This window comes from Rhizobium oryziradicis (assembly GCF_001939045.1).
Lineage (GTDB): Bacteria > Pseudomonadota > Alphaproteobacteria > Rhizobiales > Rhizobiaceae > Allorhizobium > Allorhizobium oryziradicis.
In genome coordinates this window covers 270,354-282,921 of record NZ_MKIM01000025.1, presented here as the reverse complement: position 1 = coordinate 282,921, position 12,568 = coordinate 270,354, and the positions used below count along the sequence as shown (strand labels likewise).

At 56.2% G+C, this 12,568-nt stretch carries 14 protein-coding genes; 13 read left to right on the top strand and 1 reads right to left on the bottom strand.

Features of this window, described 5'->3' with window-relative positions:
• Positions 1-3 precede the first annotated feature (3 nt).
• Both deoC and deoA read left to right on the top strand, forming a co-directional pair.
• A complete protein-coding gene (deoC, locus tag BJF95_RS09280; RefSeq protein WP_075639164.1) occupies positions 4-777 on the top strand; it encodes a deoxyribose-phosphate aldolase in 774 nt (257 codons plus the stop codon).
• Position 778: 1 nt separating this feature from the next.
• Complete coding sequence (gene deoA / locus BJF95_RS09275; protein ID WP_075639163.1) at positions 779-2,086, top strand: thymidine phosphorylase; 1,308 nt, start codon at positions 779-781, stop codon at positions 2,084-2,086.
• Between the two features lie 13 nt (positions 2,087-2,099).
• Here the strand turns inward: deoA and phnF are convergent, their stop codons facing one another.
• Positions 2,100-2,867, bottom strand: a complete 768-nt coding sequence (phnF, locus tag BJF95_RS09270; protein ID WP_075639162.1) for a phosphonate metabolism transcriptional regulator PhnF — start codon at positions 2,865-2,867, stop codon at positions 2,100-2,102.
• An 84-nt stretch (positions 2,868-2,951) separates the two neighbouring features.
• Here phnF and phnG point away from each other — a divergent pair, with 84 nt between their 5' ends.
• The 11 genes from phnG (at position 2,952) to phnE (ending at position 12,568) form a co-directional block, all read left to right on the top strand.
• Positions 2,952-3,419: a phosphonate C-P lyase system protein PhnG gene (gene phnG, locus BJF95_RS09265; RefSeq protein ID WP_075639161.1), complete on the top strand. Its 468-nt coding sequence runs from the start codon at positions 2,952-2,954 to the stop codon at positions 3,417-3,419.
• Positions 3,419-4,045: a phosphonate C-P lyase system protein PhnH gene (phnH, locus tag BJF95_RS09260; protein ID WP_075639160.1), complete on the top strand. Its 627-nt coding sequence runs from the start codon at positions 3,419-3,421 to the stop codon at positions 4,043-4,045. The genes phnG and phnH overlap by 1 nt, the downstream gene beginning before the upstream one ends.
• Positions 4,046-4,048: 3 nt before the next feature.
• Positions 4,049-5,146 (top strand): carbon-phosphorus lyase complex subunit, encoded by a 1,098-nt coding sequence (locus BJF95_RS09255; protein ID WP_075639159.1) that lies wholly within the window; start codon positions 4,049-4,051, stop codon positions 5,144-5,146.
• Between the two features lie 167 nt (positions 5,147-5,313).
• Positions 5,314-6,240 carry an alpha-D-ribose 1-methylphosphonate 5-phosphate C-P-lyase PhnJ gene (locus tag BJF95_RS09250; protein WP_075639158.1) on the top strand — a complete coding sequence of 309 codons (927 nt, stop codon included), beginning with the start codon at positions 5,314-5,316 and terminating at the stop codon, positions 6,238-6,240.
• Positions 6,237-7,013 (top strand): phosphonate C-P lyase system protein PhnK, encoded by a 777-nt coding sequence (gene phnK, locus BJF95_RS09245; RefSeq protein ID WP_075639157.1) that lies wholly within the window; start codon positions 6,237-6,239, stop codon positions 7,011-7,013. Before BJF95_RS09250 ends, phnK begins: the two co-directional genes overlap by 4 nt.
• A 13-nt stretch (positions 7,014-7,026) precedes the next feature.
• Positions 7,027-7,734 (top strand): phosphonate C-P lyase system protein PhnL, encoded by a 708-nt coding sequence (gene phnL, locus BJF95_RS09240; RefSeq protein WP_075639156.1) that lies wholly within the window; start codon positions 7,027-7,029, stop codon positions 7,732-7,734.
• On the top strand, positions 7,731-8,360 hold the full coding sequence (locus BJF95_RS09235) for a DapH/DapD/GlmU-related protein (protein ID WP_075639155.1): 630 nt from the start codon (positions 7,731-7,733) through the stop codon (positions 8,358-8,360). Before phnL ends, BJF95_RS09235 begins: the two co-directional genes overlap by 4 nt.
• A gap of 201 nt (positions 8,361-8,561) precedes the next feature.
• Positions 8,562-9,470, top strand: coding sequence for a phosphonate ABC transporter substrate-binding protein (gene phnD, locus BJF95_RS09230; protein ID WP_075639154.1), 909 nt, complete (start codon positions 8,562-8,564; stop codon positions 9,468-9,470).
• Positions 9,471-9,663: 193 nt separating this feature from the next.
• Positions 9,664-10,518 carry a phosphonate ABC transporter ATP-binding protein gene (phnC, locus tag BJF95_RS09225; protein WP_075639153.1) on the top strand — a complete coding sequence of 285 codons (855 nt, stop codon included), beginning with the start codon at positions 9,664-9,666 and terminating at the stop codon, positions 10,516-10,518.
• 96 nt (positions 10,519-10,614) lie between these two features.
• Positions 10,615-11,523: a phosphonate ABC transporter substrate-binding protein gene (gene phnD, locus BJF95_RS09220; protein WP_075639152.1), complete on the top strand. Its 909-nt coding sequence runs from the start codon at positions 10,615-10,617 to the stop codon at positions 11,521-11,523.
• 82 nt (positions 11,524-11,605) lie between these two features.
• Positions 11,606-12,568 (top strand): phosphonate ABC transporter, permease protein PhnE, encoded by a 963-nt coding sequence (gene phnE / locus BJF95_RS09215; RefSeq protein WP_075639362.1) that lies wholly within the window; start codon positions 11,606-11,608, stop codon positions 12,566-12,568.

Here is a 12,568-nt window from a genome sequence, read left to right as displayed (position 1 = left end):
ACCATGGATACTCGTGAATTGCGCGAATGCGCAGCCGTCGCCCTGTCGGTTCTGGATCTAACCAATCTGAAAGATGATTGCACAGCAAACGATATTGAAGATCTGTGCGCCAAGGCGTTCACGCCTTTTGGCAATACCGCAGCGATTTGCATCTGGCCGCGCTTTATTGCGCAGGCGCGCGGCATTTTGGGCGCTGACAGTCTGGTCAAAATCGCAACCGTGGTCAATTTCCCCTCCGGTGAGCTGGCTGTTGCGGATGTGGTGGCGGAAACGCAAAAAGCCATTACGGACGGTGCCGACGAGATCGATCTGGTCATCCCCTATCGCAAACTGCTCAGCGGTGATGAAAAATCAGTGGCTGATATGGTGCGCGCCGTCAAAGCCGTCATCACAGCGCCAGTGATTTTGAAGGTGATTTTGGAAACCGGAGAGTTGAAGGATATGGCGCTGATCCGCATCGCGTCCTCAATCGCCATTGCCGAAGGGGCCGACTTCATCAAGACATCGACTGGCAAAGTCGCGGTCAATGCAACGCTGGAAGCCGCCGACATCATGCTGCAAGCCATTCGCGACAGCGGTAAGAACGTTGGTTTCAAGCCAGCCGGCGGCATTTCCACCGTCAAGGATGCCCGGCTCTATTTCCGTCATGTCAACGCCATCATGGGCGAGGATTGGTTGATGCCATCGACCTTCCGCTTTGGTGCGTCCGGCCTGCTCAATGATATTATCGCGGTGCTGAGTGGTGAAAAATCCTCCGAGCAGCCAAGCGGTTATTAAGATGACGCCTCTGGAGGTTATTCGCCGCAAGCGCGATGGCATGGCCTTGAGCATTGACGACATCGACCTCTTCATTCAGGCGTTGAGCCGCGATGAATTGTCAGAGGGACAGATTGGTGCCTTTGCCATGGCCGTGTTTTTGCGCGGCATGAATGAGGCGGAAACGGTGGCGCTCACACTCGCCATGCGCGACAGCGGCACCGTTCTGTCCTTCGCCAATGCGGGCCGCCCGATTTGTGATAAGCATTCCACCGGCGGCGTTGGCGATAACGTGTCGCTGATGCTGGCTCCGATGATGGCGGCCTGCGGTTTGAGCGTGCCGATGATTTCCGGCCGCGGCCTGGGCCACACCGGCGGCACGCTGGATAAGCTGGAATCAATCCCCGGCTATAACATCGCGCCCGATTCAAAGACCTTCCATCGCCTTGTGGATGAGGTGGGCTGCGCCATCATTGGCCAGACAGCGGATCTCGCCCCGGCAGACAAGCGGCTTTACGCGGTGCGCGACGTGACGGCAACGGTGGAATCTGTGCCACTGATCACCGCGTCAATTCTGTCCAAAAAGCTGGCCTCTGGGCTGGGCAGCCTGGTGCTGGATGTCAAGCTTGGCAATGGTGCCTTCATGACCGATGTGAATGAGGCGAGAACGCTTGCCGCATCGCTGGTGGCCGTTGCCAATGGTGCAGGCACCAAAACCTCGGCTCTGTTGACCGATATGAACGAGCCTTTGGCAGATAGCGCTGGCAATGCAGTGGAATTGCGCAATTGCATCGCCTTTTTGAAGGGCGAGAAGGCCGGAACCCGGCTTGAGACCGTAACCATGGCGCTGGGGGCCGAGATGCTGGCCAACGCTGGCATTGAGCCTGATCGCGAGCGGGCAGAGCGGCTCTGCCGTGATGCAATCGCCTCAGGTCGCGCCTGCGATGTCTTTGCCCGCATGGTGCACGGGCTTGGCGGTCCTGCCGATCTGGTCGAGCGGGTTGATTATTATCTGCCAAAGGCAACAGTCGAATTGCCAGTTCTGGCACGAGACAATGGCTTTTTGAGCCATGTTACGACGCGCGATATTGGCATGGCGGTGATTGATCTGGGCGGTGGGCGCAGGCGTACCACCGATCAGATCGATCATAGTGTTGGCTTTAGTGGGCTTTTGCCGCTGGGCACGGCTGTGCATAAGGGCGATGTTCTCGCGGTGATCCACGCCAAAGACGAGCAGAGTGCCTTGAAGGCCGAAAAGACACTCATAGCAAGCTATGGTATTTCAGAAAATGCCCCCATTGACCGCCCGGTGGTGATCGAGCGGATTTGAGGCTTAAACCGCATCAATTCTCAATGGTAAACTGCACCCGATCAGCCGGAAAGCGTGTGACGGCGTATTGCACCGGCACGCCATCGGGGTCGGCGTTGAGCGCTTTGGTCACCAGCACAATGGCACCCGGCGAAAGGCCTAGCTCCTGCCGGTCGCTGGGGTCGGCATGCACAGCGCTCACTTCGGTTTTGATCCGCAAATAATCGGCAAGGCCGCAGGCGGCAAAGGCTGCGGTGACCGAGCCGGTTGCGCGATAGGCATCGTCTATCCCGGTAAAGCGCTTGGCCGGAAACCAGCTGGTTGAGCGTGACACCGGCTGGCCATCGGCCTTGCGCAGGCCCTCCATGCGGATCACTTTCTCTCCCGGCTTGAGTTTGAGATGGGCGGCCAGCTCAAGCGTTGCAGGCTCATGGGCGCTTTCCAGCAACAATCCCTCCAGAATACGGGCCTGATCGCCAATGCCGGGCGTAAAGCGCGTGCGCTTGGAGATGGGAAAGGTGATGCGGTCGCGCCGCTCAATCAGGGTGCCGCGCCCTTGCACGGCGCGCACAATGCCTTCCTGTGCGAGAGCGGCCAGCGCGCTGCGCACCGTGTGGCGATTGACCTCGAATTCGGCCGCCAGCACGGCCTCCGGCGGCACCATGCCAGTTGCATCATAAATGCCATCGCTGATTGCGACGCGGATACGATCCGCAATCTGACGCCAGAGCGCCACCCCGGTCTGTCTTTGGATGGTCTGTTTTGGGGCTGTTTGATGGGGCAGGCTTTTTGATCCGGTCATGTCACACGCTTGTCATTGCAGATAGTTATCTATAGTCTTAATTTGTATGGTTGTCTATATTAATAGACATTTGGAGTGACGTTTATGGTTGTTATGGCGAACAATGCAGCGCCAGATCAAACGGCCCGCAAACGGTCCGTTGACCTTCTGGCTCAATCAACGCTGGAGGAGCTACATGCCCTCTGGCAAACGCTACCGGAAAAGCCCGAAGCCGAATTTTTGCGGGGTCCCGAAACGGGTCTGGTGATGGTGCGCGGTCGCATTGGCGGCGGCGGTGCGGCTTTCAATCTCGGCGAAGTCACAGCCACCCGTGCCACCTGCCGCTTGAAATCCGGCATCATTGGTCATGCCCACGCGCTGGGAACTTTGAAAGAAAAGGCAAAGCTTTCTGCCATTTTCGACGCGCTTTGGCAGCAGGGCGAATATCGTCCGCAGATTGAGGCGCTTCTTGGCAAGATCGAAAGCCGCATTGCTGCTGCTGACGAGGTACGGGCGCGTGAAGTGGCGGCTACCAAAGTCGATTTCTTCACCATGGTGCGAGGAGAGGATTGATGTCGATGAATCCAGAGAATGTCATCAGTCATGAGAGCTTGCTGGGCGGCTTTGCCGATCCGGTGTTTGACACGCAAGCGGTGTTTCGCGCCGTGATGGATGCCATGGCGCGGCCGGGTCTTCGGCAAACCGTTGATCGTCCGCTCACGCCGCCCGCTGGTCTCGGCCACGCACAAGGAGCCATTGCCTTGACGCTGTGTGATCATGATGTTGGCGTCTGGTTAAGTAGCGGCCTTGCCAAAAGCCCGGTTGGTGCCTGGATTGGCTTTCACACCGGTGCGCGGCTGGTGGAAGAAAAGAGCGAGTGTCAGTTCGCCTTTCTGGAGGCGGGAACATTGCGCCTGACCTTTCATGCCTTCGCGTTGGGCAGTCAGGATTATCCAGACCGATCGACAACATTGGTGGTGGAGCTGCCGTCGCTGACCGGCGGGCCGGAGCTGATTTTGCGCGGCCCCGGCATCAAGGAGCAGGCGGTGATTGCGCCGCGCGGTCTTCCCGAGAGCTTTTTGCTGCAATGGCAGGAAAACCATCAGCAGTTTCCCCGTGGGATCGATCTGATTTTGACATCGGGCTGTGATCTCATCGGCCTGCCGCGCAGCTGCACCATCTCGCTCAAGGAGTCCTAAGCCATGTATGTTGCTGTAAAAGGTGGCGAAACCGCCATTGCCAATGCCCATCACCTGCTGGCCGATCGCCGCCGCGGGGATCGATCCTTGCCAGCGCTCACCGTGGAGCAAATTTTGTCGCAATTGTCGCTGGCTGTGGCGCGGGTGATGGCAGAAGCCTCGCTCTATGATGAAAAGCTGGCCGCCCTTGCCATCAAGCAGGCGCGCGGCGATATGATCGAAGCGATTTTTCTGCTGCGGGCCTATCGCACCACGCTGCCGCGTCTGGGATTGTCAAATCCGGTTGAGACTGGTTCCATGCAGGTCGAGAGGCGCATTTCCGCCACCTATAAGGATCTGCCCGGCGGGCAGCTTCTGGGGCCAACCTTTGATTATACCCACCGTTTGCTCGACCCATCCTTGCTGGACGAGGAGACCGTGGAGGCCCCGGCGCAAAAACCTGGCGATGGCGAGCCGGTCATGCGGGTCTCGGATATTCTGGCCAGCGAGGGCCTGATAGAGGCTGATGGCGAATTGCCGGAAGATCACATTGCTGGTGACATCACCCGCGAGCCCACCAATTTTCCCATGCCGCGGGATTTGCGGCTGCAAACGCTGGCGCGTGGCGATGAGGGCTTTTTGCTGGCGCTGGCCTATTCCACCCAGCGCGGTTATGGCCGCACGCATCCTTTTGCCGGCGAAATTCGCATGGGGGAGGTGGAGGTTGAGTTCGATGTGCCAGAGCTTGGCTTTGCTGTCTCGCTTGGCCGCATCCGGGTCACCGAATGCCAGATGGTCAACCAGTTCAAAGGCTCAAGTGCGGCCCCGCCGCAATTTACCCGTGGCTACGGGCTGGTGTTTGGCCAAAGCGAGCGCAAGGCCATGGCCATGGCACTGGTGGATCGTGCGTTGCGGGCAACCGAGCTTGGTGAAGACATCACAGCACCGGCGCAAGACGAAGAGTTCGTCATTTCCCATTGTGACAATGTGCAAGCCACCGGCTTCGTGGAGCATTTGAAACTGCCCCATTATGTAGATTTTCAGGCCGAGCTGGATCTGGTGCGCCGCATGCGCGCTGAACATGATCAATCGAAGCAAAGTGTTCGTGAGGCCGCAGAATGAGCCTGTTCAAGAATTGTCGATTCTGGGACGGGCTCTCAATCGTGGTCTGCATACCAGAAGGCACAAAGCGTCGTCATACCGAGCATAAGGGCGATGAAGATGGCGAACATCATTTCGATTTCCATGAGTCTTCTCCCTGTTTTTTGTTTGCCAGAAGGTAACGCAAAATGATTACAGAAGTTCCAAGAACTGCTGATTTAGCAAAATATAATTTTGCTTATCTGGATGAACAGACCAAGCGGATGATCCGCCGGGCTATTCTCAAAGCCATCGCTATTCCGGGCTATCAGGTGCCGTTTGCCAGCCGCGAAATGCCCATGCCCTACGGCTGGGGCACCGGCGGCGTGCAGGTCACCGCTGCCATTCTAGGCCCGGATGATGTGCTCAAGGTGATCGATCAGGGTGCCGACGACACCACCAATGCCGTCTCGATCCGCGCCTTTTTCCAAAAGGTCGCCAACGTGGCAGTCACCACCCACACCAGGGATGCCACCATCATCCAGACCCGCCACCGCATTCCTGAGGAAACGTTGAGCGAGGGGCAGGTGCTGGTCTATCAGGTACCAATCCCCGAACCTTTGCGCTTTCTGGAGCCGCGCGAGACTGAGACCCGGCAAATGCACGCTTTGGCCGAATATGGCCTTATGCATGTGAAGCTCTATGAGGATATCGCCCGCAATGGCCGCATTGCCACCACCTACGCCTATCCGGTGAAAGTGGCGGGCCGCTATGTGATGGACCCATCGCCAACGCCGAAGTTTGACAATCCGAAAATGCATATGTCCGAGGCTTTGCAGCTGTTTGGCGCAGGTCGCGAAAAGCGCATTTATGCGGTGCCGCCTTACACGCAGGTGGTCAGCCTCGATTTTGAGGATCATCCGTTTGAAGTCCAGAGCTTTGATAAGCCCTGCGCGCTGTGTGGTGCCCATAATGTCTATCTCGATGAGGTTATTCTGGATGACAGGGGCGGGCGGATGTTTGTCTGCTCCGACACCGATCACTGCGAGGATCGGCGCGCCAACGGCCATCGTGGTGAGATGCTGGCAGATGAGGCTTTGGTTGCTCGGGTTTCGGGCGGGGAGATTGTAGCATGAGCGATCAACCGCTGTTGAAGGTCCGTGACCTGTCCAAATATTATGGCCGCCGCACCGGCTGCGCCCAGGTGTCGTTTGACTTGTGGCCGGGCGAAGTGCTGGCCATTGTTGGCGAATCCGGCTCTGGCAAAACCACGCTGCTGTCGTGCCTCTCGACCCGGTTGATGCCGACCACCGGCAGCGTCGAATATCATATGCGTGATGGTCAATATCGCGACCTTTACCATATGAGTGAGGCCGAGCGCCGCTTTTTGATGCGCACCGATTGGGGCTTTGTGCATCAAAACCCGGCCGATGGCCTGCGCATGACGGTGTCGGCCGGGGCCAATGTCGGCGAGCGCCTGATGGCGATCGGTGATCGTCATTACGGCCGCATTCGCGCAACCGCTACGGATTGGCTGGAGCGGGTGGAAATTGCCGCAGACCGCATTGATGACCAGCCACGCGCCTTTTCCGGTGGTATGCGCCAGCGCCTGCAAATCGCCCGCAATCTGGTGACCAGCCCACGGCTTGTGTTCATGGATGAGCCGACCGGCGGGCTGGATGTATCGGTGCAGGCCAGATTGCTCGATCTGGTGCGCGGGCTGGTGGCCGATCTCGGCTTGTCAGCCATTGTTGTCACCCATGATCTGGCGGTGGCCCGTCTGCTTTCGCACCGCATGATGGTGATGAAGGATGGCCAGGTGATCGAGCACGGCCTGACCGACCGGGTGCTGGACGATCCGCAGCAGCCCTACACCCAGCTTCTCGTGTCTTCAATCCTGCAGGTTTGATTGGAAAAACACCATGCCTACACCTCTTATTGTTTCGGACGTTTGCAAAAGCTTCACCATGCATCTGCGTGATGGCCTGGTTTTGCCGGTGGTGCGCAATGTCAATTTTTCGGTGGCCAGTGGCACCTGCAGCGTGCTGGGCGGCCCCTCTGGCGTGGGGAAAAGCTCGATCTTGAAAATGCTCTACGGCAATTATGTTGTCGATAGTGGTCAGATTCTGGTCAAGCATCACGGCACGATTGTCGACCTCGCCAAGACTGAGCCACGCACTATTCTGGAGATACGCCGTGATAGCATGGGCTATGTCAGCCAGTTTTTGCGCACCGTTCCGCGCGTCTCAGCGCTGGATGTGGTGGCAGAACCTCTGACCATGCGCGGCGTGGTACAAGAAGAGGCTCGCAATCGCGCCTCTGATTTGCTGGCACGCCTCAACCTGCCGAAAGATCTGTGGCAATTGCCACCGGCCACCTTCTCCGGTGGCGAGCAGCAGCGGGTCAATATCGCCCGTGGCTTTATCACCGATCACTCTATCTTGCTGCTGGACGAGCCAACGGCGTCGCTTGATGCGCAAAACCGGGCCGTGGTGGTGGAGCTGATCCGCCAGAAGAAGGCTGAGGGCGTCGCCATGCTGGGCATTTTCCATGACGAGGAAGTGCGGGCGCTGGTGGCTGATACAATTTTGGATGTTTCGCAATTTTCACCAAGGACGATGGCAGCATGACCCGTAAACCTGGCCGAAAACTGGGATTGACCCCTTATATTCACGCAACCGCCAGCGTGCACAACGCCACCCTTGGCCGCTATACCGAAGTGTCAGAGCGGTGCCGCCTTGATGAGGTGGAGATGGGCGATTACTCCTATATCATGCAGGATGGGGCCATCTGGTGCGCAACCATTGGCAAATTTGCCAATATCGCCGCCAGTGTACGCATCAATGCCACCAATCACCCGACATGGCGGGCCACGCTGCACCACTTTACCTATCGCGCCGCCGATTATTTTGATGGCGCGGATATGGAAGAGGATTTCTTCGCCTGGCGGCGCGAAAACCGCGTGGTGATTGGCCATGATGTCTGGATTGGCCATGGTGCCACCATCCTGCCGGGTGTGCGCATTGGCAATGGTGCCGTGATTGGGGCCGGGGCCGTGGTTTCCAAATCGGTGGAGCCTTACACCATCGTGGGTGGCGTTCCCGCAAAGCCCATCAAGCCGCGTTTTGCGCCTGAGGTTGCAGCGGCTATGGAAAAGCTTGCCTGGTGGGATTGGTCGCACGAACAGTTGTTTCACGCATTGGCTGATTTTCGCACCCTGAGCGGCGAGGAATTTGTGCTAAAATATGCGTCCTGAAAAGGATTCAGCTTTGATGACGTTCTGATTTAAAAAATATATTTGGATATATAAAATCATCAAAATCGAAGATTGAGTTAGAGTCATATTTATAAATTTATTTCGTAATTTTTTTATAACTTCAGGTTTGTTTTATTTTTTTTGATTTCTGTAACGCTGTCATCACGTTTGTTGGAAAAGATGTGATGGAGTGAGAAATCGATGTTGAAAATCGCAATGCTTGTCACCGCGTCACTTCTGGCGTTGAACTCGGCGGCGCAGGCGCAAGACCCCAAAATATTCCGCATTGGCCTGATTGGTGGCGAAAATGAAGCGGATCGCTTGCGCAATTACCAGTGCCTGGCCGATGATTTGAAGACGGCCCTGGGCTTTGAAGACGTCAAACTTTTTCCTGCCTCCGATTATGATGCCGTGATTCAAGGGCTGCTGGGCGGCACCCTTGATTACGCGGAAATCGGTGCATCGGGCTATGCGAAAACCTATCTCAAGGATCCCAAGGCGGTTGAGCCGATTTTGACGACCATTCAGGTGGATGGCTCCATGGGCTATTATTCCATCATGGTTGCGCGCAAAGACAGCGGCATGACCAAAGCCACCGACATGAAAGGCAAAAAACTGGGCTTTTCTGATCCGGACTCCACAGCGGGCTATCTGATTCCCTTGGCGACATTGCCAGCCGCTTTTGGTGGGGTGGCTGTGAAAGATTATGTGGCGTCAACCGGGTTTGGCGGAGGCCATGAGAATCTGATCCTCGAAATTCTAAAGGGAACATTTGACGCCGGGACGACCTACGGTTCGGGCATCGGCAATTTCAAGGATGGCTACACTTCAGGCAATTTGCGAAAAATGGTCGATAAGGGCATTCTCAATATGGATGATCTTGTCGAGCTGTGGCGCTCGCCCATGGTTCCCAACTCGCCTTTGGTGGTGCGCTCCGCTTTAAGCGCAGACCTCAAGGCCAGGTTCAAGGCCTTCATGCTGGCGCTGCCGACAAAGGATCGCGCCTGCTTTTCTGCAATTCAAGGTGGTGACTTCAAGGGTTATACCGAAGTTAATTCAGATTTCTACAAGCCGGTCATTGACGCAAGAAAAACCATTATTGGCGGATGAAGTGTCATGAAATGTAAGGCTGTGCACGATCGCAATCATGATTGCCGATGGTGCACGATCTTCTTTCTCTCTGAAGTATGATGCTCACAACCCTAAATACATTTATAAATATTTCACAGAACTGACATTTCCACTTCATCGGGTTTCAGTAAGACGGTCTTGGGTAAGACATGAAGCCAAAAGAAGAAGCAGAATGAAGTTTGAACTCACGGACGTGACGCGGCGTTTCGGTGAAAAGACCGCAGTGGATAGCGTTTCGCTGTCAATTCCGCATGGTCAGATGGTTGGCGTTATTGGCCGTTCTGGTGCCGGGAAGTCGACATTGCTTCGCATGATCAATCGCCTGGCGGATCCCACATCTGGCTCCATCCGTTTTGGCGAGGTTGAGGTGTCGCGCTTGCATGGTGCAGCCTTGCGCCATTGGCAGCGCGATTGCGCCATGATCTTTCAGCAGTTCAATCTGGTTCCGCGTCTCGATGTGTTGACCAATGTGATGTTGGGACGGCTCAATCACCGCTCCACCCTGTTGAGCCTCTTGAGTATTTTTACCCGCGAAGAGCGGATTATGGCGATTGCGGCGCTGGAGCGTCTGGGCATTGAGCAAACGGCTCTGCAGGCCGCAGGCACGCTTTCGGGTGGCCAGCAGCAGCGTGTCGCCATCGCCCGCGCCTTGATGCAGGCCCCGAAAATGCTGTTGGCCGATGAGCCTATTGCCTCGCTGGACCCGCTGAACGCCAAGATCGTGATGGATTCGTTGCGCGATATCAATGAGCGCGAAGGCATTACCGTGATCACCAATCTGCATACGCTGGATACGGCGCGCGCCTATTGCGAGCGCATCATCGGCATGTCAGGTGGTCGTGTTGTGTTTGATGGTGGCCCGGAAGATCTTGATGCAGATGCCGTAAGAGCGATTTACGGCGCAGGTCATGATGGCAATGAGATCGACGAAAGCATGACCTCGACCGCCATTCGCACGCCAGCCACCAAAATCGCGAGTGACAATTCCCTATCCTCCCCCACCACCATGGTGGTCTCGGCCCATTGAGCATCGCTCAGGCATAAGGTTCGCCGCCCGCGTCAAAGGCTTAATTTTTCTAAAGCTACGTGACCGGCTTAAAGCCGGAAAATCAGGAGAGAGACCATGTTGAAGAAGATCCTGCTTGCCTCTGTGACGCTGTTGTCGCTGTCTGGCATTGCTGCTGCCGCAGACCTCAAGGAATTCCGTATCGGCATTCTGGGTGGTGAAAACGAAGCCGACCGTCTGCGCAACTTTCAGTGCTTGTCGGATGATCTGAAAAAGGAATTCGGCTTCGAGAAGGTGTCGATGTTCCCGGCTTCCGATTATGATGGCGTGATTCAAGGTCTGCTCGGCGGCACGCTGGATTTTGCAGAGCTTGGTGCGTCCGGCTATGCCAAGGCCTATCTGGCCAATCCAAAGGCAGTTGAGCCAATTCTGACCACGGTGCAGACCGACGGCTCCATGGGCTACTATTCCATCATGGTCGCCCGCAAGGACAGCGGCATGACCAAGGTGACAGACATCAAGGGCAAGAAGCTCGGCTTTGCCGATCCAGACAGCACCTCTGGCTATCTGATCCCGACTGTGACGCTGCCTGAAGCGCTCGGTGGCGTTCCGGTGAAGTCTTATGTTGCCTCCACCGGTTTTGGCGGCGGCCATGAAAATCTGGTTCTCGAAGTGCTGAAGGGCACTTTTGATGCTGGCACCACCTTTGGCTCCGGCGTTGGCGATTTCAAGGATGGTTACACATCCGGCAACCTGCGCAAGATGGTCGACAAGGGCATTCTCAACATGGCCGATCTGGTTGAATTGTGGAAGTCGCCGCTGATCCCGAATGGTCCGCTGGTGATCCGCTCATCCATCAGCCCGGAGATGAAGGCCAAGGTAACAGCCTTCTTCAAGGCATTGCCAAAGACCGATGCTGCTTGCTTCTCTGCTATCGAAGGCGGCGATTACAAGGGCTATGCGGACGTGAATGTCGATTTCTACAAGCCTGTGATTGATGCGCGCAAGGCCACAATCGGCGGCTGATCGCTTTTCATAAACACCTTGGCCGCCGGTGGGGATCGTGACCGGCGGCTCTTTTTTTCCAACAGATGCCAAAGAAGAGCCGATGAGCCCATCTGCGAAACTGCCTGTGCTGAGTGACCGTGCCGCCTTGATAGAGCAGCACTGGAATGGGCTGGCCAAAACCCGGCGGCTCTATACGCTGATCGGGGTTTTGGTGCTGCTGTTTGCCTTGTCAGGCTCGCTCTGGTTTGCCAATGAGACCAATTCAGGCAAATTTTTAAACCGTCTGCCGCATGTGCTGGATTTTACCGAAACGCTGATTCCGCGTGACGGCATGGAGATCTGGCGCGCGATGTTTGATTTGCCATCACCCTATGATGATGGCAGTTTGAAATATAGCTATACCGAAGGTCGGCTCTATATTACCCACGACTTCTACATTCCGAAATACTTCTACAAAATGCTGGAGACGCTGAACATTGCCATCGTCTCTACCCTGTTGGGTGGCCTATTTGGCTTTTGCTTCAGCTTTATGGCAGCAAACAACATGATGCCCAGTCGGTGGATCCGCTGGCCGGTGCGCAGGCTTATGGAGCTGTTGCGCGCTTTTCCCGAAGTGGTCATTGCCGGGTTTTGCCTTGCCATTCTGTCGATTGGTCCCATTCCGGCCATGATTGCCGTTTCGGTCCACACCATTGGTGCGCTGGGCAAGCTATTTTTCGAAGTGGTTGAAAATGCCGATATGAAGCCGGATGAAGGGCTTCGTGCCGTGGGTGGCAATTGGTTGGAGCGGGTGCGGTTTGGTATTGTGCCGCAGGTCATGCCCAATTTTATCAGCTACGCCCTGATGCGGCTGGAAATCAATGTGCGCGCCTCCACCATTATTGGTGCGGTCGGTGGCGGCGGTATTGGTGAGCCGCTGCGGCTGTCGATCAGCCAGGGCCATGCCGCCAAAACCATAGCCATTATCATTCTGCTGTTGTCCACCGTGATTGCTGTTGATCAGTTTTCGGCCTGGTTGCGGCGCAAGCTCGTTGGTGAGCAAGCGTTTCACGCTGTCGCCTGA

Coding starts and splice junctions, on each gene's coding strand:
- deoC (WP_075639164.1), top strand. CDS start 4: ATGGATACTCGTGAATTGCGCGAATGCGCAGCCGTCGCCCTGTCGGTT.
- deoA (WP_075639163.1), top strand. CDS start 779: ATGACGCCTCTGGAGGTTATTCGCCGCAAGCGCGATGGCATGGCCTTG.
- phnF (WP_075639162.1), bottom strand. CDS start 2,867: ATGACCGGATCAAAAAGCCTGCCCCATCAAACAGCCCCAAAACAGACC.
- phnG (WP_075639161.1), top strand. CDS start 2,952: ATGGTTGTTATGGCGAACAATGCAGCGCCAGATCAAACGGCCCGCAAA.
- phnH (WP_075639160.1), top strand. CDS start 3,419: ATGTCGATGAATCCAGAGAATGTCATCAGTCATGAGAGCTTGCTGGGC.
- BJF95_RS09255 (WP_075639159.1), top strand. CDS start 4,049: ATGTATGTTGCTGTAAAAGGTGGCGAAACCGCCATTGCCAATGCCCAT.
- BJF95_RS09250 (WP_075639158.1), top strand. CDS start 5,314: ATGATTACAGAAGTTCCAAGAACTGCTGATTTAGCAAAATATAATTTT.
- phnK (WP_075639157.1), top strand. CDS start 6,237: ATGAGCGATCAACCGCTGTTGAAGGTCCGTGACCTGTCCAAATATTAT.
- phnL (WP_075639156.1), top strand. CDS start 7,027: ATGCCTACACCTCTTATTGTTTCGGACGTTTGCAAAAGCTTCACCATG.
- BJF95_RS09235 (WP_075639155.1), top strand. CDS start 7,731: ATGACCCGTAAACCTGGCCGAAAACTGGGATTGACCCCTTATATTCAC.
- phnD (WP_075639154.1), top strand. CDS start 8,562: ATGTTGAAAATCGCAATGCTTGTCACCGCGTCACTTCTGGCGTTGAAC.
- phnC (WP_075639153.1), top strand. CDS start 9,664: ATGAAGTTTGAACTCACGGACGTGACGCGGCGTTTCGGTGAAAAGACC.
- phnD (WP_075639152.1), top strand. CDS start 10,615: ATGTTGAAGAAGATCCTGCTTGCCTCTGTGACGCTGTTGTCGCTGTCT.
- phnE (WP_075639362.1), top strand. CDS start 11,606: ATGAGCCCATCTGCGAAACTGCCTGTGCTGAGTGACCGTGCCGCCTTG.